We start from the raw sequence: 22,278 nt of genomic DNA on the forward strand, positions 1-22,278 counted from the left end.
ACAAAACCGCTGAACAAATCCAGCGGTTATTCTTATAATACCTTCGACAAGAAATTCTTGGTCCGTTCTTCTTGGGTCTCTTCAAAGACCTGCTGCGGTGTGCCATCTTCTACGACAACGCCGCCGTCCATAAAGATGACGCGGTCAGCTACCTCCCGCGCAAAGCCCATTTCATGTGTCACAATGACCATGGTCATTCCAGACTTAGCCAAATCTTGCATGACTCCTAGCACCTCACCAACCATTTCTGGGTCAAGGGCAGAGGTCGGCTCATCAAAGAGCAATACATCTGGATCCATGGCAAGACCACGTGCAATGGCAATCCGTTGCTGCTGCCCACCTGATAAGCTCTGCGGATAAGCATGTGCCTTGTCTGGCAAGCCCACTTTCTCAAGCAGGTCATAGGCGATTTTCTCTGCCTCACTCTTTGCCAATCCCTTAGTTTTAATCGGTGACAAGGTGATATTGTCTAAGACCGACATGTTGGGGAAAAGATTGAATTGCTGAAAGACCATGCCCATTTTTTCCCGCATTTTGAAAATATCATTTGACTTGTCGGTAATATCGACACCCTCAAAGGTCACCGTACCCTTGGTCGGCACTTCAAGCAAGTTCATGGTGCGCAAGAAGGTTGACTTTCCGCTACCAGACGGTCCGATAATCACAACCACCTGCCCCTTTTCAATCTCGAGATCAATTCCTTTTAGGACCTCATTTTTACCGAATGATTTATGAAGATTTTTAATCGAAATAATTGCCTCATGCATGTGTCTGTCCTCCTTTGTTCAACCGTTTCTCAAATGCCTGAATGGCGAGGGTCAAGACACTAGTCATGACCAAATAGTAAGCCGCTGCAAACAAGAGAGGCGTCAAGGTCAAGTAAGTCGTTGACGCAACGGTCGTTGCACTGTTCCAAAGCTCAATGACACCAATGGTAGATAAGAGTGAACTATCTTTCAAAATGGTCACAAACTCATTTCCCAAGGCTGGCAAGATATTTTTCACAGCCTGTGGCATGATGACGGATTTCATGGCTTCAAAAGGACGAATCCCGAGAGAATATGCTGCTTCTAGCTGTCCTTTTGGTACAGCGTTAATTCCAGCCCGCACTGTCTCTGACACATAGGCACCACTATTCATCGAAATCACAATAATCCCTGGCAGCAAGCGCGACAAATCAACCGTTAAAATCCCTAACTCAAAGGTCGGTGCCGTGATGTGCATCACCGCAAAAGCAATCATGATTTGCACTACCATCGGTGTTCCGCGGAAAATCCAGACATAGAGATTGGCCAACCAAGCCAAGGGACGGAACTTGCTGCGTTGGGCAAAAGCCAAAATGAGCCCCAGAATACTACCAAAGAAGACCACCAAGGCTGCAATCATCAGGGTTACAATCGCTCCATAGTTAAAATAATCCCAATATTTCGGGAGAAATGAAAAATCCATTTGTTTACCTCTTTCCAAACTGTATGTTCAGTATTATATCATTTGTTGAATAAAAATACAATAATTTTGATTAAATATTCATTTCATAAAAAAGCACCGAGGTGCTTTTTCATTCTTCAACCGAATTAGTACAATAATTCATAAATTTCCATTGCAATCAAGTCAATGCTGTCAAATGTATAGGTTTCACGCGCTTGAACATCGCGAAGCGTAAATACTGCACCATTTTCCTCATCAAAGCTGTAAGCCACTTCTGCAACGACAACACCGTCACGCTCAAAATTACGTTTTAAGGTTCCACCGTCAGTCGCCATCGCTTCCAAACGGTTAATAATTCGCACTAAATGTGATTCCATATCACTTCTCCTATTTCTAAGTATCTTAATTACAGGAGTATTTTACCATATTTCCAGTAAAAAGTCTTGCTTTACCTATTGTTCTCCCCACTTTCCTGTAAATTCAGGTCAATTTAGGTAGCAGATTCTTGCAATTTAGCTAAATCTTGTTATAATAAACTTATATCTGACCTTTATTGACTATTTGATCAAAAGGTGAGCCATTCTATAGAAAAGAGGGATTGCCCATGCTTTGTCATAACTGTAATATCAATGATGCAACCATTCATCTCTATACCAATCTTAATGGAAAACAGCAACAAGTGGACCTCTGCCACAACTGCTACCAAATCATGAAGACAGACCCAAACAATGCTATTTTAAAAGGATTAGGAGACCTTGCCAATCCAAATAATATGGATCCATTCAGCGAGTTCTTCAATAATATCGGAGGCATTCCAGGGCACACTCCTGCCGGAAAACCGCGCAACCAAACTCCCCCAACCCAAGCAGGAGGAGGCAACCGTGGCAACAACGGAGGACAAACTCCTCCACCACAACAACCAAAAGGCTTGCTAGATGAATTTGGCATCAACGTGACAGAAATTGCCCGTCGTGGGGACATCGACCCTGTCATCGGACGCGATGAGGAAATCAAGCGTGTCATCGAAATCCTCAACCGCAGAACCAAGAACAACCCTGTCCTTATCGGAGAGCCTGGGGTCGGAAAAACAGCCGTTGTCGAAGGCCTAGCCCAAAAAATTGTCGATGGGGACGTCCCTCAAAAACTCCAAGGACGTGAAGTCATCCGCCTTGATGTGGTCAGCCTCGTTCAAGGTACTGGTATCCGTGGCCAATTTGAAGAGCGCATGCAAAAACTCATGGAAGAAATCCGCAATCGCAAGGAAATCATTCTCTTTATTGATGAAATTCATGAGATTGTGGGCGCTGGCTCTGCTGGTGACGGCAATATGGATGCAGGAAATATTTTGAAACCTGCCCTTGCTCGGGGTGAAATGCAGCTGGTCGGTGCTACTACGCTCAACGAATACCGCATTATTGAAAAAGATGCCGCATTGGAGCGCCGCATGCAGCCTGTCAAGGTCGATGAGCCAAGTGTCGATGAAACCATTACCATTCTCAAAGGCATCCAAAGCAAGTACCAAGACTACCACCATGTCAAATACACCGATGAGGCCATCGAAGCGGCTGCGATTTTATCCAACCGCTACATTCAAGACCGCTTCTTGCCAGACAAGGCCATTGATTTGCTGGACGAAGCGGGTTCTAAGATGAACTTGACCTTGAACTTTGTCGATCCAAAAGAGATTGACCAACGCTTGATTGACGCTGAAAATCGTAAGGCCCAAGCCACTCGTGATGAGGACTTTGAAAAAGCAGCCTACTACCGCGACCAAATCGCTAAATACAAGGAAATGCAAAAAGCAACGATTAGCGAAGAAGATATCCCCGTCATTACGGAAAAAGAAATTGAAGCCATTATCGAGCAAAAAACCAATATTCCTGTCGGTGATTTGAAGGAAAAAGAGCAATCCCAACTCATCAATCTGGCAAGTGACCTCAAAGCCCATGTCATCGGCCAAGATGATGCCGTTGATAAGATTGCCAAGGCCATTCGCCGCAATCGGGTTGGTCTCGGAGCACCGAACCGTCCAATCGGAAGTTTCCTCTTCGTTGGACCAACAGGGGTCGGAAAAACCGAGCTTTCAAAACAACTAGCCATCGAGCTCTTTGGCTCCGCGGACAGCATGATTCGCTTTGATATGTCCGAATACATGGAAAAACACGCGGTCGCAAAATTGGTCGGAGCACCTCCAGGTTATGTGGGCTACGAGGAGGCGGGACAATTAACAGAAAAAGTCCGCCGCAACCCATACTCTCTTATCCTGCTCGATGAGATTGAAAAAGCCCACCCAGATGTCATGCATATGTTCCTCCAAGTTCTGGATGACGGTCGCTTGACAGACGGACAAGGACGGACCGTCAGCTTCAAAGACACCATTATCATTATGACCTCCAATGCTGGAACAGGTAAAGTGGAAGCTAGTGTCGGCTTCGGTGCAGCCTTGGAAGGACGGACCCATTCTGTCCTCGGTCAGCTCAGCAACTTCTTCAGCCCAGAATTTATGAACCGCTTTGACGGGATTATCGAATTCCACGCCCTCAACAAGGAAAATCTCCTTCACATCGTGGATCTTATGCTCCTTGATGTTAACAAACGCTTGGAAACAACAGGACTTACTCTCCATGTGACCGACAAGGTCAAGGAAAAATTGGTCGATGTAGGCTATGATCCGAAAATGGGCGCTCGTCCGCTTCGCAGAACCATTCAAGAATACATCGAAGACCCATTGACCGACTTCTATTTAGAACACCCAGAAGAAAAGAACCTTCGCGCCGTCTTGACCAGCAAGGGGGCAATTGCCATCAAAGCAAAATAGGCTTTCTTTTTCCTATATTTATGCTATAATTGAAAAAAATCATAGTTGAGGAAGACCAATGACACAGGCAACATTTGGCAAAAAAGAAGCAGGGGTAACCTATCAGAATCGCTACGGCGTCTACGCTGTCATTCCCGATGCGAAAAAAGAGCAGATTATTCTCGTGCAAGCCCCGAACGGCGCTTGGTTTCTCCCAGGAGGAGAAATTGAAGCTGGGGAAAATCATTTGACTGCTCTCAAGCGTGAATTGATAGAAGAACTGGGCTTTACAGCAGAAATTGGTGAATATTACGGTCAGGCTGATGAATACTTCTACTCTCGCCACCGTGATACCCACTACTACAATCCTGCCTACATCTATGAAGTGATTAGCTATCAAGAAATGGGGCAACCGCTAGAAGATTTTAACAACTTGGCTTGGTTTGATATTGATACTGCTATTGACAAGCTCAAGCGTGGCAGCCACAAGTGGGGCATTGAACAATGGAAATTAGCTCAAAAAGAAAATAAAAGCTAGTCAAATCCCCCCAAGAGTGCTATAATAAATGCAAAGGATGATTGGAGGTCAAGTATGAAGATTATCAACACGACAAACAGTCAAGCACAGCTCGTGCAGAATCAATTAGCCAATACAGACGCTTTTCTGGTGGAGACCTATTCGGCTGGAAATACTGATGTAATTTTTACCCAAGCACCGCTTCACTATGAACTCTTGATCAGCAACAAATACCGTGCTGTTCAACTATCAGAACTTGAGCAGATTCGTGATTTCTTCCTCAAGCGTAAAATTGACACGACCATCATCAATCAAGCAGCCATCCAAACCATTCATACTGACCGTTTGATTGAGATGTCCATTCCAATTGTGAAAGGTTGAAAACAGGGCTAGCGAAGAAACCTTCGCTAGCTTCTTTTGATAGAATGTTGATTTATCAACGTTTTGCAAATAAGAAAAAGCCGAGACATCTCGGCTTTTTCTTGTTATCGACTAGGCATCTAGTGCGGGGACTTTTTCCTCCTCATCCACCTTTAGAGACTTGCATTTTTTGTAACGTTGGCGGATGACATTGAGTTGCTTGAGGAGGTTGTTGAGCTCTCGCCTATCGGGATAGGCAGAAGTCATGACCGCTGTAAAGTCGACAAAGAAGTTGTAGAGCTCAAATAGTTGCGCCCGCAATATCTTAGCCTGACTAGGGACTTGCCCTTTTTGTTCTTCCAAACGCAGTTTATAGATATGGTCAAATGTCGCTTGTGCCGCAACCAACTGGTCCAGATAAGTGGTTAAATAGAGGCTTGCTAAGGCTTGTTGACAGTCATCATGGGCTAAAGCCCCGAGCAGTTGGTTAATCTTGGCACTTTCTTTTTCATAGCTATCTGTAACGCTCACCTTGTGCTCTTTGAAGATAGTAGATAAGGTGTCATATGCAGCCTTGGTTGCGGGTTCTGTGACGCGAGAAAAGGCCCGAACCAAGTTCGACAGGGTTAAGACTGCAGCATCTCGTGCCCTATCTGCCCCCTCCAAAGACTGAATCGTTTTACTGCTACTATTGGTGAGGAACACTTCTTGAAAGGCGTCAAGTGCAGTCGAAAATTCCTCTAGCTTTTTCGAATAAACAGCTTCTACCTTATGCTCTTTGATAAATCTTGAAATCGCATCTCTACTCTCTGTCATCAATTGAAGAAAGCTAGCACTATCTAACCCTCTTACTGCCAAATGTTTAATACCATACGTATAGATCATAAAACTCTCCTTTATATTTTTTTATGGTTCGCTTTATCTATTCGTAACGTCCTTCAAAAAATGGCAAACTTAAAAATTAGGAAGCAAATTTTCAATGCAAAATGGCAGAATTAGAACCTAGGGAGATTAGTCTCAATGAAAAACTAGCAGAATTAGAAACGAGAAAGCAAAAAACCGAGAAATCTCGGTTTTTTGCTTTCTCGTTTTTCGTTTTCCGTTAGTCGGACACGACCTAGAAAAGGTAAACACATTGATTCTCTATTTTTCTTCAAATCCTTCAGCGACTGCTTCTGGGAAGTTGGCTTCAAGAACCGCTGCACAGTGGTCACAGACAGTTGCAAGATGCGGATTGCTGTTGGTGCCGACACTTGTATCAAGGCGACGGCAACGCTCGCAGACCTCTCCTGCTGCCCGCTCAACGGTGAAGGCTACATCTTCAAAGACAACACTACCCTCTGGTGCTTCTCCGTCTGCGATGGTCAAGTGTGACACGATGAGGAGTTGAGCAACATCACTCTTGACAGCATCTAGCAAGGCTCTTGTCTCCTCACCTGGATAGACGGTCAAATGGGCTTCAAGGGATTTTCCGATGACTTTTTCTGCCCGTGCTTCTTCCAAGGCTTTTTGCGCTTTGGCACGGAAGTCCATGAAGGCTGCCCAAGTACCCAAGGTTTCTTCTTGGTTAGCAAAGGTTTCTGCCTCTGGCAATTCCGCTAATTGAACAAATTCCTCTGCTTCATGCTCCAAGTAAGACCAGATTTCCTCTGCTGTATGTGGCAAGATTGGGGTCAAGAGCTTGGTCAATTTAACCAACATGTCATAGAAGACAGTCTGCATTTGACGGCGCTCAAGCGATTTCGCCCCTTCGATATAGACAACGTCTTTGGCAAAATCCAAGTAAAAGGCTGATAAATCAACCGTTACAAAGTTGACAATGGTCTTGTAGATATCCAAGAACTTGAAGTCCGCATAGGCCTCACGAATGCTTGCTACCACTTGATTGAAACGGATGGTCATGTACTGGTCCACAGGACGCAAGTCCTCATAGGCTACGCTATCTGCTGCTGGGACAAAGTCAGAGGTATTGGCAATCAAGAAACGAAGAGTATTTCTAATTTTCCGATAGGTTTCAGACACTTGGCTCAAAATATCCATCGAAATCCGCACGTCATTACTTGAATCAACGCTGGTTACCCAGAGACGCAAGATTTCTGCACCGAACTGCTTTTCAACATCGCTTGGCAAGATGGTATTTCCAAGAGACTTGGACATCTTCTCCCCTTTTCCGTCCAAGGTAAAGCCTTGCGAAAGAATTTGCTTGTAAGGAGCCACTCCGTTTGAGGCAACAGAGGTGATAAGAGAAGAGTTGAACCAACCGCGGTACTGGTCTGAACCCTCCAAGTAGAGGTCCGCTGGATAGCTCAATTCTGGGCGGGTATTTAAAACCCCGTTCCATGATGAACCTGAGTCAAACCATACGTCCATGATGTCTGTTTCCTTGGTAAATGCACCATTTGGAGATCCTGGATGGGTAAAACCTGCTGGCAAGAGATCCTTGGCATCTCGTTCCCACCAGATGATGGAGCCGTGCTCTGCAAAGAGTTCTGCGACATGCTCAATCGTTTCTTCCGTCATGATTGGTGTTCCGTCTTCGGCATAGAAGATTGGAAGTGGCACACCCCACGCACGCTGACGAGAGATGACCCAGTCACCACGGTCACGAATCATGTTGTAAAGACGAACTTTCCCCCATTCAGTATGGAATTTGACTTTTTCAATTTCATCGAGGATATCCTGACGGAATTTTGAGACCGATGCAAACCATTGTGGCACAGCACGCCAAATGATTGGCTTTTTGGTCCGCCAGTCAAATGGGTAGGAGTGAGAGATTTCTTCTTGGGCAAGGAGAAGGTCGCCTAATTTTTCGATAACCGTTGGGACTACTTTTTCATAGAATTGCCCTTCAAAATCAGGTCCTGCATTTTCTGTCATGATACCGCGTTCGTTGACAGTAACGGCTACTTCCAAGCCATATTTGACACCGACATTGTAGTCGTCCTCACCAAATCCAGGTGCGGTATGGACGATTCCTGTACCAGAGTCAAGGGTAACGTGGTCACCATTCATGACCAATTCATCCTGCTCTGCATCCCATGGATGGGCAGTCACGATACGGTCCAATTCTTGACCTTTATAGCTAGCAACCACCTGTGGATTCTCCCAGCCGAAACGCTCTGCGAGGCTGTTCAACAACTCACTTGCCACGACAAATTGACGCTCGTCATTTTCAGGTTTCACAACCACATACTCAAAGTCAGGTCCCATGGTCAAGCCACGAGAAGCTGTAATGGTAAATGGTGTTGTCGTCCAAACTACGATATAGGTATTGGTATCTAAGATTCCTTTACCGTCTTTAACACGGTTGGCATAGTAAAGAGAGGTTGAGACTAAGTCATGGTATTCGATTTCTGCTTCTGCAAGCGCTGACTCTGATGACCATGACCAATAGACTGGCTTGGCACCACGATAGATGTAGCCTTTTTTCGCCATTTCACCAAAGACACGGATTTGCGCTGCTTCATAGTCTGGTGTCAAGGTCACATAAGGATGTTCCCAATCTCCAGACACACCGAGGCGTTTGAAGTCCTCACGTTGTTTGTCCACTTGGCTAAGAGCATAGTCACGACACATCTTGAGGTATTCCACCAAGTCCATTTCCTTGCGTTTGACACCTTGTTTGGCTAGAACTTGCTCGATTGGTAGCCCGTGTGTATCCCAACCTGGAACGTAGGGTGCATAAAAGCCAGACATGGATTTTGAACGGACAATGATGTCTTTTGAAATCTTGTTCATGGCATGTCCAACGTGGATATTCCCGTTTGCGTATGGAGGGCCATCATGCAAAACAAAATGCGGTTTGCCCTCGTTTAATTCCTGACGTTTTTGGTAGAGATTCGCCTCTTCCCATTCCTTTTGCCAAACAGGTTCTTTGGTTGGCAAGCCAGCGCGCATTGGAAAGGCTGTTTTTCCAAGATTAAGAGTTTCTTTTAGTTTCATAACTTCTCCTTTTTAAAGTTCTAATGTCATTACGATTTCATTGGTGGCTAGGCCTGTCGACTGGAAGCCCAGACTGTCTAAAATCCCACGCATCTTGTGATTTCCGACCACATAGCTGGTGACTAGACGCTTGCAAGTAGGATCATTCTTGGCATAGCGAAGGACCCACTTCAGGGCTTCTGTACCATAACCACGATTTTGATAGGTTTGGTCAATCATCAAGCGCCAAATCAGATAACTTTCCTCCTCTTGCTGTTTCATCAAGAGCAGAAAGCCCACTACCTGCTCTCCTGCCAGAATCGCCAAGGGCTCAAGTTCGTCCTTTTCACGATAGAGCCAGGCTTGTGCGAGCGAGTAGAGATTGGAAGCTAGACGGCGCTCGTCTTTTTGGGCGACAGACAGCCCAATGACCGCATCAAATGTTGTCTCATCTACTAGTTGTAGTTTTATCATATCACTCTAATACTCGTCAAAAATCAAACTCTGATGTCGTTAACTTGCCTTGCTGAACGTCAGTTCTACCTGCGACTTCGTTGCCTAATCAGACTTTGATTTTTATAGAGTACAACAATAAAAAACCTCCGTCAGAAAGGACGAAAGTTCGTGGTACCACCTTAGTTCAGACAGGCAGACTTTGCCTATCCCTCAATTGCTCGTTAACGGAAAGCAAACCGTTTTTCCTTACTGGTTTCAGGAAAAATCAAATAGAATGATGATTAGATAGCTAGGGAATGTAGGTCTTCCACCGTCACCTACTCGCTGAAAATATCGTTATCTTTTCGTGTTTCTATTATCTGTTTTATTCTTCTGTTGTTCCTGCTTCATAAGCTTCAACTTGTGCTGCTTCTTGCTCAAGAGCTTCTGCCTGTCTTGCTAATTCAGCCATTTCTTCTTCTGACATTTGACGTGTTACATCCAAATCATCTTCAGGTGTATCAACTGATTCAGCCAAGGCTTCCTCTAGAACTTCACGGAAAGCTTCATCACTCGTTTGCAAGTAGGAAGCTGTTGGACGTAAAATCTCTTCCCATTCAGGCGAATCAACCAAGGCCAACTGGCTCTCAATGGTTGATTTGAGACGCTGGTGGAAGACACGTGTCTTGTTCTTCAACTCTTCTGTCTCAACGGCCACTTTTTTGGCATTATCCGTTGCAGTACGTAGAATTTCATTGGCCTTGTCTTTCGACACATTGAGCAAGGATTGGCTGTCGTATTCTGCCTGCTTGATAATGTTAGCAGCTTGTTCTTTCGCAGCAACCTTCACTTTTTCAGCTGTATCTTGTGCCAAAATAACAGACTGACTGAGTGATTCTTTCAATTCGTCAAAGTAAGCAAGACGATCTCTCAAAGATTTGATTTCCATCTCTTGCTCATGATTTTTCCGAACGAGTTCTTCATAATCATCGGTTACAATGTCCAAAAATTCATCTACTTCTTCTGGATCATACCCTCTAAATTTAGTGCCAAAGGTTTTATCTTTTAGCTCCAATGATGTAAGTACCATAATTCCCTACTTTCTAATAACTTCTATTTCTAATTTTATTTTACTGTGTTTGGTGTATCCGACGATCTCTTTGACACGAACTCTACCAAAACCTCTGACACTGACTAATTGTCCTGCTTTGAGGCTTTTTCCGACTTGTGTGACAGGAGAATAATCGACCTTGATTTGTTTTGCTTCAATCAATTGACTGGCCTTCGAGCGCCCCATCCGAAAGACTGCCGAGACGACTTTATCGAGCCGTAAGCTCGATACTAAAATCTGTTCACTTGTATAGCCCGAGGATGTATGAACTGTGATTGCTTGTATATCACACTCTTTCCACGTGACAGGCGTGCGACCAATCTTTTGAACCTCGTTCATCAGAAGAGGAACAAAGCGCTTATCTAATAAGACATAAGTATGCTCTTCTTCTATCAGAATGTCGCCAATATACTGCCGTTGCACTCCCAGACGATTGACTAGAGTTCCCAAAATCTGTGAATGGCTCAAGTGATGATATTTTCGTGGATAAATCACTTCAACCACTGCTATATCAAAGTCAGCTTCCTCCAGCTGATAATAATCTGGCGCAATGATTCCACGAGAAAATTCTGTTGCAACGAGACTATGACTGCTCCAATAGCTCAACTGGAAATGGGCTGCAATCGACTGTGCCATTTCATCTTGCTTTGGATTCAAAAAAGAAGTGAGACGATAGGAGTAGGTCATCTCCACCTGCTGACAGAGGTCAATGACTTTCTCAATAAAGGCTTTCTCCTCTTTCGGAAAATGTTGCACTAATTGTTGATATGCTTGATCCATAGCTTAGATATACAAGAGATAAACAAGTAATCTCGATAAGAGATGAATCAAAAACAAGACGAGGACGATGGTCCAATCCAAGCCTAGAAACTGTAATTTAAATCGTTGGAAAGGAGCTAAAATAGGTCTCACCAAGCTGGTAATCAAGCGCCCTATGAAACTGTCATAAGCATTTGGAACCCATGAAAGAAAGGCATAGGCAACCAAGATATAGGAATAAATCTCTAATACTTTCAATAGGATTAAAATAACAAGTGTCATAAGTCCTACCGTTTCATATCAAAGTCAAAAGCTGTCTCTGATGCATAATGAGGAGCACTTGAGCGAAGCTCTTCCATATTGACTGTGACTTTTGCTGGAGTCAAGAGCCACATAGTATTTGACACCTTTTTCAAATTCCCTGAAAGGACAGAACGGGCTCCATCGAGATAATCGAGACAGCGACGAGCTTGCGTTTCAGACATGTGCTGGAAGTCGATTAAGATGCTAGCATCATCGATTAACAATTGGACAATTTCTGGTGCGTCTTCGTACTTTTTAGGGTACTTAATATCAATCGTTGAGTTGCCAGTAGCCGTCTTCACAATGGATTGTTCTTCTGGCTGTCTGGTAACTGGTCTTGCACTTGCTTGAGAACGCGTAAACTTAGCTGGTTCCGCAGGTGTTGCCACCTCATGTGTTGGCGTAGGAGCTACTCTCATCTTAGGTCCCTCGTTTTCTAATGCGTACGCTTCTTGCTCTCTGTCGTCGTCTATTTCAAAGTAATTAATTATATTTTTAAATGTATCTTTAAAAGCCACGTTTTTCTTCCTTATTTAAAAAATGCTGTCCCGATACGGATAAAGGTTGCTCCGCAAGAAATGGCCTCCGCAAAATCACCACTCATTCCCATACTGAGTTCAGTAAAGGGCATATGGGGTAGTTTTCTGGCCTGTAATTGCTCTTGTATTGCCTTTGCTTCTGAGAAAATAGCCATGAGTTCTGCATGACTAGCTTCAAAAGGTGCCATGGTCATCAGGCCGACAACTTCAACCTTATCAAGGAGCGACAACTGTTCTAAAGCCTCGTCTAACTCATCAACCAGAAAGCCATGTTTGCTTTCTTCCTTAGAAATGTTGACTTGCAGGAAGCATCTCACGGTTTTGTCAGCACGTTTTTGGATTTCCTGTGCCAATTTGACCGAATCCAAAGCGTGAAAATAATCGACATAGTTGATGACATCTTTTACTTTTCTTCTTTGCAAACTACCAATTAAGTGCCAGGTGAGTCCTTGGTCTGACAAGGCTTGGTATTTCTCTAAAAATTTGTCTACCCGGTTTTCACCGATATGCTGAATTCCAGTAGCAACCAAATCTTTAGTAATAGAGCTGTCAACATACTTGGTGACAGCTATTACATTGACTAAATCTTGAGATCGATGTGCATTTTTCTTCGCCTGCTCAAGAGCAGCAAATACAGCATCTTTATTCTGTTGTAAATTCATCTTAACGATTTCTAAAGAATGGTGGAGTATCTAATTCATCCTCTTCTTCATCCATCGCAAATTTCTCAACTGAAACAGTTGAATGGTTTGTGTTTTCAGTCGGACGAAGAATATTTTCGCGACGCAAGTCCCATTCACCAAAGGCTGACGCCTTTGAAGCTGGAGCTTCTGCTGGCGCTACAGCTTGTGAAACAGGGCGACCGATTGGTGCATAGTCTACACGTTGACGTACTGGTTTTTCACCTGTTTCTTGACGAACACCTGTTGCGACAACAGTCACACGGATTTCGTCTTTCATCGTTTCATCAATGGAAGTTCCGAGCCAAATGTTGACACCTTGACCAGCTGCTTGATGAACGATTTCAGATGCTTCTTCTGCTTCCGTCAAGGTCATGTCGTAACCACCTGTTACGTTGACAATGACATCATTTGCACCATCGATTGTTGTTTCAAGAAGGGGTGAGTAGATAGCCTTGCGAGCTGCTTCTACGACACGCTCCTCACCAGACCCAATACCGATTCCCATGAGGGCATTACCTTTATTTTCCATAACAGTCTTCACATCTGCGAAGTCTAAGTTAATCAAACCAGGGTTGGTAATCAAGTCTGTAATCCCTTGAACACCTTGGCGAAGGACGTTGTCTGCCTCGCTAAGTGCTTCTAGGAGCGGAGTTTTCTTATCGACGATTTCAAGAAGGTTGTTGTTTGAGATAATCAACAAGGTATCAACCTGCTCACGAAGACCTTCGATTCCTTCAATCGCAAAGTTACCACGTTTGTTTCCTTCAAATCCAAATGGACGGGTAACAACGGCAACTGTCAAGGCACCCAAGCCTTTTGCGATACGTGCGATGACTGGTGCAGCACCTGTACCAGATCCACCACCCATACCAGCTGTAATGAAGACCATATCTGCGCCTGTCAATACATTGGTAAGAGCTTCTTCGCTTTCTTCAGCTGCCTTACGACCAACTTCAGGTTGACCTCCAGCACCGAGTCCACGTGTCAATTTTGGACCTAATTGAATAACGGTTTCCGCTTTTGAGCTGCTAAGCGCTTGAACATCCGTGTTCGCTGCGATAAATTCAACACCAGAAACGCCTTCTTCAATCATGCGGTTAATAGCGTTTCCGCCGCCACCACCAACACCAATAACTTTAATGACAGCGCCATGAGCTGCTGCTGCTTCAAATGAAAATGTCATAGTTTTATCACCTTTTTTCTTTTCTTATTCAAACATGCTTCCAAACAAACCACGAATGCGATCTGTGATTTTCACTTTTGACTCGTCCTCTTCTGGCTCTGAGTAAGGAACATAAGGCCGTTCTTCAACAGGTTCAGGAGCAACTTCTGTTGGTGCTTCTGGTTGAACTGGCTGAATAGCTGGACGAACTTTCGGTGCACTCAATGGAATGTCGATTGGTTTTTGTCGAAGTGTTGCTTCGCCGTTCACAGCTGCTTGCGCAATCATTTCAACTTCATCTAGGCTGCCAACGTATTCCACTAAGCTGATGACATGGGCAAAGGCTGGGTTTCGGATACCAATCTGATTTGGTACGTATAGTTTGGTATTCACTCCAAAAATTTCTTGAGCAAGTTCTGTAATACCAGGCAATACTGCTACACCACCGACCAAGACGATGCCACCTGGCAAGTCCAAGGCACGTGTCCGTTCTAAGTCTTGTTTCACACGGGTGAAGATTTGACGAAGACGGGCAGAAATCACTTCTGACAAGTAGCGCTCTGTCACTTCGACTGGAGCTGATTCTCCAATCACTTCGACCATGAATTTTTCTTTTTCACTAGCTTCTTGTGGGTAAGCAATTCCGTAATTGAATTTCAAGTTTTCAGCAATGCTTTGAGAAGTTGTCAATACCTTGGAAATATCTTTGGTGATGTAATCGCCACCTTCTTGATAGATGTTGGTATATTGCAATTCTTGACCACGCATTACCGCAACAGTTGTCTGTCCACCACCAAGGTCAATGACAATGGCACCAAATTCTTTTTCACCTTCGTTGAGAACTGAACGAGCCAATGAAAGCGGAGAAATCACAACGTTTTCTACTTGAACGCCTGCGCGTTCAACGGTCTTACGCAAGTTGTGCAAGATTGTACGCGGACCAGTATAGAGCATGCCACGCATCTCTAAACGAATCCCCATCATACCACGAGGGTCTTTGATGCCTTGGAACCCATCTACCACAAACTCTTCTGGTATAAAGGAAATCACTTCACGTTCTGGAGTCATGCTCTTTGTTAGAGCTGATTTCACAACATTTTGCACATCTACGTCTGTAATTTCTTGTGAATCTGTTGTTACTGGAATCATCCCTTGGGTAGGCTCGATTTGAAGGAGGTTTGCTGGCAAGCCAACATTTACCTTATCAATCCGAATACCTGCTTTTTCTTCGGCTTGTCCAATCGCTGTTTTAATCGCTTTTGCTGCAACGTCAATATTGACAATAATTCCATCTTTCACGCCTGAGCTTTTGACATTGCTCACGCCAATCACATTCATTTCGCCTTCTACATACTCTGCAACCAAGACTTTAACGGAGCTTGTACCGATATCTAATCCCGTAAAAAAGCCATTTCTAGCCATCCTATCAGTCCTCTCTTACTTCTCAAACTTTTTAAGAATTTTTAGTTCAATGTTTTAAATATAATTATTCACTCTTCATTATACCATACAATATTCAAAAATGGTGATAGAAAAGCTTTTTTCTGTTATTTTTTTCTATTTTGCATAGCTAAATGCACCGACCTCCATGTCAACGACACTAGGGACAGAAAGCTGCTTGGCTATATTAGGGTAGTAGGGGAGTTTTGTGTCAATTTCACTGAGGGGGATGAGCAGGGCGTTCCCATCGCGCATGGTCATCGTCAGTAAGTCCGTGGTTACCTTGCTTGGGGTCAAATCGATACTCTCTATGTTACTGACTATTCCGGCATCAATCGTTGCTAATTGTAGCGCAAGTTCCTTAACCAAATCTTTATTTGCTAAGTTAATTAGGGTGTGTTGCGCTGGCAATCCCTCTAGCGGCATGGCTGTTTCAGAAATATTTCCACTCGATAGTACCAAGCGGTATCCATCCTTATCTTTTAGATAGCCAACTTCCGTGAATTCTTCGACATGAATCGTGAAACGGTTAGGAAATTGGAAGGTCATCTTATCTGATTTGACAACGTTGCTGCTGTTTTTGATGTTGTCTTCAATAGTTTTGGTCTCAAGTAAAGTTGTCAAGGCGTAGTCTTTGCTCGAAATTCTGCTGTAACGAAGGACAGTTTCCGTATCGATACGCTGATTTCCAACAACCTCAATTTTCTTTTCTTTACTCAAAGGGCTGATGAAATAGACCGCCAGCAAGATTCCCATGATGGCTACTGCAATAATTGGACTGGCTTGTAAGAGGGCCTTGCGGGGAATCGGAGCGCGCGTCACTACTGGCTTTACTTCTAGCTCCTGTGAAGACTGGATGCTGTTTGCATCCTTCACCTTCTTGGTTTTCACTTTCTGACTCAACTTAGGGGAACGAGCCGGTTTTTTTTCTTCTGACTTTGCTTCCTCTTGTTCTGATTCTGTCTCTTGTTGGCTCGCCAAATAAGCCTGATGCCGTTCCTTCCATTGAGCAAGAAAATCGCTTTCTGCTTCTGGTTCCGTCTCGGTCTCAGGTGCTTGTTCTTCTACTTGGCTTTCCGCTTCTTCTTGTAGGTCTTGCGGGTCCTGTGTGACTTCTTCCAAGGAGTCCTTTTCCGTCATTCTACGCCTTTCTTTCTATATCTTCTTTCAGCAATTGATAAAAATGATCCAGTGTTTGAATCTCTGTCGAATGCGCCATGTTCTCGATATAGCCTTCTTTTTCTGCCAATAACTGCTCTACTGTTGCCACTAAAGTATCAAAGGTGAGCTCGTCTTCATCTAACTGCTTGGCATAGCCCTTTTCTTCAAAATAGCGGGCATTTTCCAACTGATCGCCACGGCTGGCCTTGCGACCTAGAGGAACAATCAGGTGCAGTTTTTGCATAGCGACCAGCTCAAAAATTGTATTGGAGCCACCGCGAGTGATGACTACATCGGCCTCATTCATCAAGGGTTGATACAAGTCTGTCACGTAATCTACTCGGTATAGTCTCGGCGATAAGTGATTGAGACTACTATCACCTGTTAGATTGATGATATTAAACCGCTCCGTCAATGCTGTTTGATGCTGACTAATCAGGTCATTAAAGACCTTAGCCCCACCTGATCCACCCACAAAGAGCAGGGTTGGCAGATGCTCATCCAACTGGCTCATGATTTCTGGTAGCTGAATCGGAGTGACATTTTTTGCTGTTGCGACTTTTGTCACGGCACCCACATGCTTGACTTTTGCTAACTCACTACTTTGCTCAAAGGTGCTGTACATGGTGGTCGCAAATTTGTAGGCGATTTTATTGGCCAAGCCCATGGACAAGTCTGACTCATGGATAAAAACAGGAATGCCCAATACACGTGAGGCAATAACAGGTGGCACTGACACAAAACCACCCTTTGAAAAGAGGGCTTGTGGGCGGATAGACAATAAAATAGCAATCGATTGGACAATGCCCCAAACTACCTTAAAAACATCTAGGAGATTTTGCCAGGAAAAATAACGGCGCAATTTCCCCGTTGCAATCCCGTGAAACTGAACATCTAGCCCTGACTGGACGAGTTGCTGGTATTCAATTCCCTTGCGGTCCCCGATATAGTGCACTTCCCAGCCGTCCTTGAGAAATCGTGGAATCAACAGGAGGTTCAGCGTTACATGACCGACTGTCCCACCCCCTGTAAAGACTATTTTTTTCATATACTACTTATTTCCCTTCAATTCCTCGATAGTCTTGAGAAAGCTATCGCCGCGTACCTCAAAGTTGACATACATATCCCAGCTGGCATTGGCAGGGCTGAGAAGGACCGTATCCCCTGTCTCTGCTAATTGATACGCTTTTTTCGTTGCATCAGCTACATCTTGGGCATCTGTATACGATACTCCAGCCTTATCCGCTGCACGTTTCACACGAGGAGCAGACTCGCCCAGAATAACCATGTGTTTTAAGCCTACTAAATCTGGCACTAACTCATCAAATTCATTGCCACGATCAAGTCCACCTGCAATCAAGATGACCTTGCTATTATCAAAACCAGACAGGGCTTTTTGGGTCGCCAAGATATTGGTTGACTTGCTGTCATTGTAGAAGGTCACGCCATTGATTTGTCCTGCATGTTGCAGACGGTGCTTAACTCCGCCAAAGGTTGACAGGGCTTCATGGATAGCTTGATTATCAACGCCCATCACCTTTGCAACGGCAATCGTCGCAAGCGCATTTTCAATATTGTGGCTACCTGGTACACCGATGTCGCTTGCTGCCATGATGCGCTCTCCCTTAAAGTAGAGCTGACCGTCTAAAAGATAGGCTCCGTCAACTATTTCTTGTGTCGAAACAGGTATCACTTGGGCCTTGGTCTTGCTAGCCAATGAGGCTGCAATTTCCTGGTTCATATTAAGAATAACCATGTCGTCTGCTGTCATCTGCTCTTGAATCCGCCACTTGGCTGCCACGTATTCCTCAAAAGAGCCATGGTAGTCGATGTGGGTCGGCATCAGATTGGTGATGACTGCGATATGAGGACGAAACTCTTTTGTTCCCATGAGTTGGAAAGAGGACAATTCCATGACGAGGACGTCCTCTTTAGTCGCTTCTTGGGCAACAGATGAGGCAGGAAAACCGATATTGCCACAGAGTTTAGCTGATTTTTGACCTTGATTGAGGACTTCTGCAATCATGGTTGTGGTGGTTGTTTTCCCATTTGATCCCGTAATCCCGATAATCGGCGCTTCAGAAACAAGATAAGCCAACTCCACCTCTGTCCAGACAGGAATGCCTCTTTGAAGTGCTTTTTCGACCATAGGATTGTCATAGCGAATTCCTGGATTTTTCACTAGAAGGGCAAAGTCTTCATCTAATAATTCCAAGGGATGACTACCGCATATCACACGAATTCCTGCTTCTAAGAGAGATTGGGCTGTTGGATTTTCGTCAAACGGTTTCCCGTCATTGACTGTGACAATTGCACCTAATTTGTCCAACAGACGCGCTGCAGCCTCACCAGATTTGGCAAGCCCTAGAACCAATACTTTTGTATTTTCAAATTGTTTTACCTGATTCATCTTGGTACCATACTTTCTATTCCTAGCCTATCTATTTTACCTTGAATGCGCTCCTTTTTCAAGCGAAAGCGGAAAAGAAATAGAGTAGAACCAAAATGGATTCTACTCTATTATGTATTCACCGATAACGATAGGGTCTTCTCTTTGGACGCAGTGTTTTTCTCGGTTTATCCAAGAAATAGATATCGCGCATAGCCCATAGTCCAACCACGACCATTCCGATAACGAGCCACATCTCTGGCGGAGATTGCAACACTTTCAAAAGGCCCAGCAGCAAGGCAATCAAGAGCCCAACCACAATAAAGACGGCCGCCACCACATTCATGGTGCCCTTGATATTGCTCGGTGCGGCGAAAATGTAGAATAGTACCAACATAATGGCAACAATCAGATAAAACATAGGCTTAGCCCTCTTCGGCTGCTAATTTTTTCTTCTTAGCGGCTTTGTCACGTTCCGCTTTATTTAAAATTTGTTTACGTAGACGGATAGATTCTGGTGTGACTTCCATGTACTCATCGTCGTTCAAGAATTCAAGTGATTCTTCCAAGGTCAAGATACGCGGTGTTTTGATAACAGCTGTTTGGTCCTTGGTCGCCGAGCGGACATTGGTCATGGCTTTTGCTGTCGTGATATTAACTGTCAAGTCATTTTCACGAGAATTTTCCCCGATAATCATTCCTTCGTAGACTTCTGTACCTGGGTTAACAAAAATCGTACCACGTTCTTCAATCCGCATAATGGAGTAAGTCGTTGCTTTTCCTGCATCAATCGAAACCAAGGCACCGCGGTGACGGCCACCAATTTCACCTGGAACGACTGGAAGGTATTGGTCAAAGGTATGGTTCATGATTCCATATCCGCGGGTCATTGAAAGGAACTCTGTTGAATAGCCAATCAAACCACGAGCTGGCACAAGGAAGACCAAACGAGTTTGACCATTTCCTGTCGCCTGCATATCAAGCATTTCACCCTTGCGTTCAGAAAGACTTTGGATAACAGATCCTTGGTACTCTTCAGGAGTGTCGATTTGCACGCGCTCAAACGGCTCCATTTTCACGCCGTCCACTTCCTTGATGATAACTTCTGGACGTGATACTTGAAGCTCATAGCCTTCACGACGCATGGTTTCAATCAAGATAGACAAGTGCAACTCACCGCGGCCTGATACCGTCCATTTATCTGGTGAGTCTGTTGCGTCAACCCGAAGCGATACGTCTGTTTGCAACTCTGCTAAAAGACGCTCTTCGACCTTACGAGAGGTAATCCATTTTCCTTCACGACCTGCAAATGGTGAGTTATTCACAAGGAAGGTCATTTGAAGGGTTGGCTCGTCAATACGAAGTACTGGTAGTGGCTCAATCGCATCTGTAGGCGTAACGGTTTCTCCAACGAAGATGTCTTCCATACCAGAAACGGCGATCAAGTCTCCTGCTTTTGCTTCTTGGATTTCCTTGCGTTCAAGACCAAAGAAACCAAAGAGTTTTGTCACGCGGAAGTTTTTCGTTGTGCCGTCTAATTTTGAAAGGGTTACTTGGTCACCAACTTTCACCGTTCCACGGAATACGCGTCCGATACCGATACGGCCGACGAAATCATTGTAGTCTAAAAGTGACACTTGGAATTGCAAGGGCTCGTCTGAATTGTCCACTGGAGCCGGGATATGCTCGATAATGGTGTCAAAGATTGGTGCCATGGTTTCTTCTTGGTCTGCTGGATTGTCAGAAAGAGAAGAAGTTCCGTTAATGGCTGATGCGTAGACTACTGGGAATTCTAACTGGTCATCATCTGCACCTAACTCGATAAAGAGTTCCAAGACCTCGTCCACCACTTCTGCTGGTCGAGCAGATGGTTTGTCGATTTTGTTAACCACAACGATTGGGGTCAAGTTTTGCTCCAGCGCTTTTTTCAATACAAAGCGCGTCTGCGGCATGGTCCCTTCATAGGCGTCGACAACAAGGACAACCCCATCAACCATTTTCATAATCCGCTCGACTTCTCCACCGAAGTCCGCGTGCCCTGGCGTATCCATGATGTTAATCCGAGTGCCGTTATAAGCAACTGCTGTATTTTTTGCAAGAATGGTAATTCCACGCTCTTTTTCAATATCGTTTGAATCCATCGCGCGCTCATCCAACTGTGTACGCTCATCAAGCGTTTGAGATTGTTTTAACAACTCGTCGACCAAGGTTGTTTTCCCGTGGTCAACGTGAGCGATGATCGCGACATTACGAATATCATTTCTTAAATTTGTCATATCTGCCTCTACTTTGTTTAGTTTAACTAAAAAAGTATATCACATATCTCCACAAAAAGCACCGATAAGCTGATTGTAAATGTTTTCAGATAGGGATTTGAAAATATTACATCCATTCCTGTCTTCTTTCGCGGTTTGGAAAACGCTTTTATTCGGTTTGTTTTTATGCTATACTAATCTCATAAATCAATAAAGAAAAGAGGAGAACCTGATGAAAAAGAAACTGTCTTTATTGCTCGTTGCAGCCTGTAGTACCCTTGCACTCTTTGGTTTTACTCATGTAAAAGCAGATACTCCTATCTATCGTCTTTATAACCGTACGAATGGGGAGCATCTCTATACGACATCTGCAAATGAGAAAGATGTCTTATTTAAACAACATGGTTGGGGATATGAAGGCATTGCCTGGAATGCTCCTGATGCTGGAACTCCTGTTTATCGCCTTTACAACGCTGGTTTACAAAACCATCTCTATACTTCAGATGTCAATGAAGTACAGACCCTAATCCGTAAGCATGGTTGGACTGCTGATAATAATGGTCAGCCCGTCTTTTACTCTGGTGGTTCTGTGCCAATCTACCGGGTCTACAACTTTAAATTAAGAGGCCTACACCATTGGACAACTGATGCGAATGAGTATTCTATCCTCCCGAGACATGGCTGGCAACAAGAAGGCGTTAAGTTCTACGCCAATTCCTTAGGAGCACCAATCCAAACTCAATATGCTACACCAGCACCAACGCCAAAACGACCAAGTGCAGGAACAGGGGCAAACGCGTCTCACTATCCAAATTGTGCAGCAGTCAGAGCCGCTGGCAAAGCACCTATTTATAGAGGTCAACCCGGTTATGGACCCCATCTAGATCGAGACGGAGACGGTGTTGCCTGCGAGTGAGATTAATGGTTGAGCAAAATAATCTGAAATAAAGGAAGACTAGAAACCTTAACAGCCATCAGTATAAACTGGTGGTTTTCTTGTTTTTCTCTTCAAAAACTA

General features: G+C 44.3%; 22 protein-coding genes and 1 other annotated feature. Of the genes, 4 read left to right on the forward strand and 18 right to left on the reverse strand.

Features of this window, described 5'->3' with window-relative positions; translation table 11 throughout:
• Nucleotides 1-32: 32 nt before the first annotated feature.
• The 3 genes from BU202_RS01260 to BU202_RS01270 form a co-directional block, all read right to left on the reverse strand.
• The gene (locus tag BU202_RS01260) at nucleotides 33-767 is read right to left on the reverse strand and encodes an amino acid ABC transporter ATP-binding protein (RefSeq protein ID WP_075103984.1); all 735 of its coding nucleotides are present in this window, start codon (nucleotides 765-767) and stop codon (nucleotides 33-35) included.
• Nucleotides 760-1,449 carry an amino acid ABC transporter permease gene (locus tag BU202_RS01265; RefSeq protein ID WP_075103985.1) on the reverse strand — a complete coding sequence of 230 codons (690 nt, stop codon included), beginning with the start codon at nucleotides 1,447-1,449 and terminating at the stop codon, nucleotides 760-762. The genes BU202_RS01260 and BU202_RS01265 overlap by 8 nt, the downstream gene beginning before the upstream one ends.
• Before the next feature lie 125 nt (nucleotides 1,450-1,574).
• A complete protein-coding gene (locus tag BU202_RS01270; RefSeq protein ID WP_075103986.1) occupies nucleotides 1,575-1,805 on the reverse strand; it encodes a DUF1797 family protein in 231 nt (76 codons plus the stop codon).
• A 227-nt stretch (nucleotides 1,806-2,032) separates the two neighbouring features.
• On the opposite strand from BU202_RS01270, the gene BU202_RS01275 reads away from it, so the two are divergent.
• The 3 genes from BU202_RS01275 to BU202_RS01285 are packed head-to-tail and all read left to right on the forward strand — an operon-like array spanning nucleotide 2,033 to nucleotide 5,123.
• Complete coding sequence (locus BU202_RS01275; protein ID WP_075103987.1) at nucleotides 2,033-4,246, forward strand: ATP-dependent Clp protease ATP-binding subunit; 2,214 nt, start codon at nucleotides 2,033-2,035, stop codon at nucleotides 4,244-4,246.
• A gap of 58 nt (nucleotides 4,247-4,304) precedes the next feature.
• Nucleotides 4,305-4,763 carry an NUDIX hydrolase gene (locus BU202_RS01280; protein ID WP_075103988.1) on the forward strand — a complete coding sequence of 153 codons (459 nt, stop codon included), beginning with the start codon at nucleotides 4,305-4,307 and terminating at the stop codon, nucleotides 4,761-4,763.
• A gap of 54 nt (nucleotides 4,764-4,817) precedes the next feature.
• Nucleotides 4,818-5,123, forward strand: a complete 306-nt coding sequence (locus BU202_RS01285; protein ID WP_075103989.1) for a DUF1827 family protein — start codon at nucleotides 4,818-4,820, stop codon at nucleotides 5,121-5,123.
• A 111-nt stretch (nucleotides 5,124-5,234) separates the two neighbouring features.
• Here the strand turns inward: BU202_RS01285 and BU202_RS01290 are convergent, their stop codons facing one another.
• The 15 genes from BU202_RS01290 to typA all read right to left on the reverse strand — a co-directional run bounded on the left by BU202_RS01290 (nucleotide 5,235) and on the right by typA (nucleotide 21,281).
• Nucleotides 5,235-5,987 (reverse strand): DUF6261 family protein, encoded by a 753-nt coding sequence (locus tag BU202_RS01290; protein WP_075103990.1) that lies wholly within the window; start codon nucleotides 5,985-5,987, stop codon nucleotides 5,235-5,237.
• A gap of 258 nt (nucleotides 5,988-6,245) precedes the next feature.
• On the reverse strand, nucleotides 6,246-9,044 hold the full coding sequence (ileS, locus tag BU202_RS01295; RefSeq protein ID WP_075103991.1) for an isoleucine--tRNA ligase: 2,799 nt from the start codon (nucleotides 9,042-9,044) through the stop codon (nucleotides 6,246-6,248).
• A gap of 12 nt (nucleotides 9,045-9,056) precedes the next feature.
• Nucleotides 9,057-9,497 carry a GNAT family N-acetyltransferase gene (locus tag BU202_RS01300; protein WP_075103992.1) on the reverse strand — a complete coding sequence of 147 codons (441 nt, stop codon included), beginning with the start codon at nucleotides 9,495-9,497 and terminating at the stop codon, nucleotides 9,057-9,059.
• A gap of 133 nt (nucleotides 9,498-9,630) precedes the next feature.
• Nucleotides 9,631-9,847, reverse strand: a binding site (T-box leader).
• Nucleotides 9,844-10,548, reverse strand: a complete 705-nt coding sequence (locus BU202_RS01305) for a DivIVA domain-containing protein (protein WP_075103993.1) — start codon at nucleotides 10,546-10,548, stop codon at nucleotides 9,844-9,846. Its footprint overlaps the feature before it by 4 nt.
• A 6-nt stretch (nucleotides 10,549-10,554) precedes the next feature.
• Entirely contained in the window at nucleotides 10,555-11,349 is a 795-nt protein-coding gene (locus BU202_RS01310) for a YlmH family RNA-binding protein (protein ID WP_075103994.1), read from the reverse strand.
• A 3-nt stretch (nucleotides 11,350-11,352) separates the two neighbouring features.
• A complete protein-coding gene (locus BU202_RS01315) occupies nucleotides 11,353-11,610 on the reverse strand; it encodes a YggT family protein (RefSeq protein ID WP_075103995.1) in 258 nt (85 codons plus the stop codon).
• A gap of 5 nt (nucleotides 11,611-11,615) precedes the next feature.
• Nucleotides 11,616-12,050, reverse strand: coding sequence for a cell division protein SepF (locus BU202_RS01320; RefSeq protein WP_089503427.1), 435 nt, complete (start codon nucleotides 12,048-12,050; stop codon nucleotides 11,616-11,618).
• Between the two features lie 110 nt (nucleotides 12,051-12,160).
• A complete protein-coding gene (locus tag BU202_RS01325; protein WP_075103997.1) occupies nucleotides 12,161-12,832 on the reverse strand; it encodes a YggS family pyridoxal phosphate-dependent enzyme in 672 nt (223 codons plus the stop codon).
• A gap of 1 nt (nucleotide 12,833) precedes the next feature.
• A complete protein-coding gene (gene ftsZ, locus BU202_RS01330; RefSeq protein ID WP_075103998.1) occupies nucleotides 12,834-14,036 on the reverse strand; it encodes a cell division protein FtsZ in 1,203 nt (400 codons plus the stop codon).
• A gap of 24 nt (nucleotides 14,037-14,060) precedes the next feature.
• Nucleotides 14,061-15,437 carry a cell division protein FtsA gene (gene ftsA, locus BU202_RS01335; RefSeq protein WP_075103999.1) on the reverse strand — a complete coding sequence of 459 codons (1,377 nt, stop codon included), beginning with the start codon at nucleotides 15,435-15,437 and terminating at the stop codon, nucleotides 14,061-14,063.
• Between the two features lie 135 nt (nucleotides 15,438-15,572).
• Nucleotides 15,573-16,595, reverse strand: coding sequence for a cell division protein FtsQ/DivIB (locus BU202_RS01340; RefSeq protein ID WP_075104000.1), 1,023 nt, complete (start codon nucleotides 16,593-16,595; stop codon nucleotides 15,573-15,575).
• Between the two features lies 1 nt (nucleotide 16,596).
• Complete coding sequence (locus tag BU202_RS01345) at nucleotides 16,597-17,664, reverse strand: UDP-N-acetylglucosamine--N-acetylmuramyl-(pentapeptide) pyrophosphoryl-undecaprenol N-acetylglucosamine transferase (RefSeq protein WP_075104001.1); 1,068 nt, start codon at nucleotides 17,662-17,664, stop codon at nucleotides 16,597-16,599.
• A gap of 3 nt (nucleotides 17,665-17,667) precedes the next feature.
• Nucleotides 17,668-19,026 (reverse strand): UDP-N-acetylmuramoyl-L-alanine--D-glutamate ligase, encoded by a 1,359-nt coding sequence (murD, locus tag BU202_RS01350; RefSeq protein ID WP_075104002.1) that lies wholly within the window; start codon nucleotides 19,024-19,026, stop codon nucleotides 17,668-17,670.
• Between the two features lie 118 nt (nucleotides 19,027-19,144).
• Nucleotides 19,145-19,426 (reverse strand): DUF3165 family protein, encoded by a 282-nt coding sequence (locus tag BU202_RS01355; protein ID WP_075104003.1) that lies wholly within the window; start codon nucleotides 19,424-19,426, stop codon nucleotides 19,145-19,147.
• Between the two features lie 4 nt (nucleotides 19,427-19,430).
• Nucleotides 19,431-21,281, reverse strand: coding sequence for a translational GTPase TypA (gene typA, locus BU202_RS01360; RefSeq protein ID WP_075104004.1), 1,851 nt, complete (start codon nucleotides 21,279-21,281; stop codon nucleotides 19,431-19,433).
• Between the two features lie 211 nt (nucleotides 21,282-21,492).
• On the opposite strand from typA, the gene BU202_RS01365 reads away from it, so the two are divergent.
• Nucleotides 21,493-22,176 carry an excalibur calcium-binding domain-containing protein gene (locus BU202_RS01365; RefSeq protein ID WP_083605725.1) on the forward strand — a complete coding sequence of 228 codons (684 nt, stop codon included), beginning with the start codon at nucleotides 21,493-21,495 and terminating at the stop codon, nucleotides 22,174-22,176.
• Nucleotides 22,177-22,278: the final 102 nt, after the last annotated feature.

The organism is Streptococcus cuniculi, assembly GCF_001921845.1.
Classification (GTDB): Bacteria; Bacillota; Bacilli; order Lactobacillales; family Streptococcaceae; genus Streptococcus; species Streptococcus cuniculi.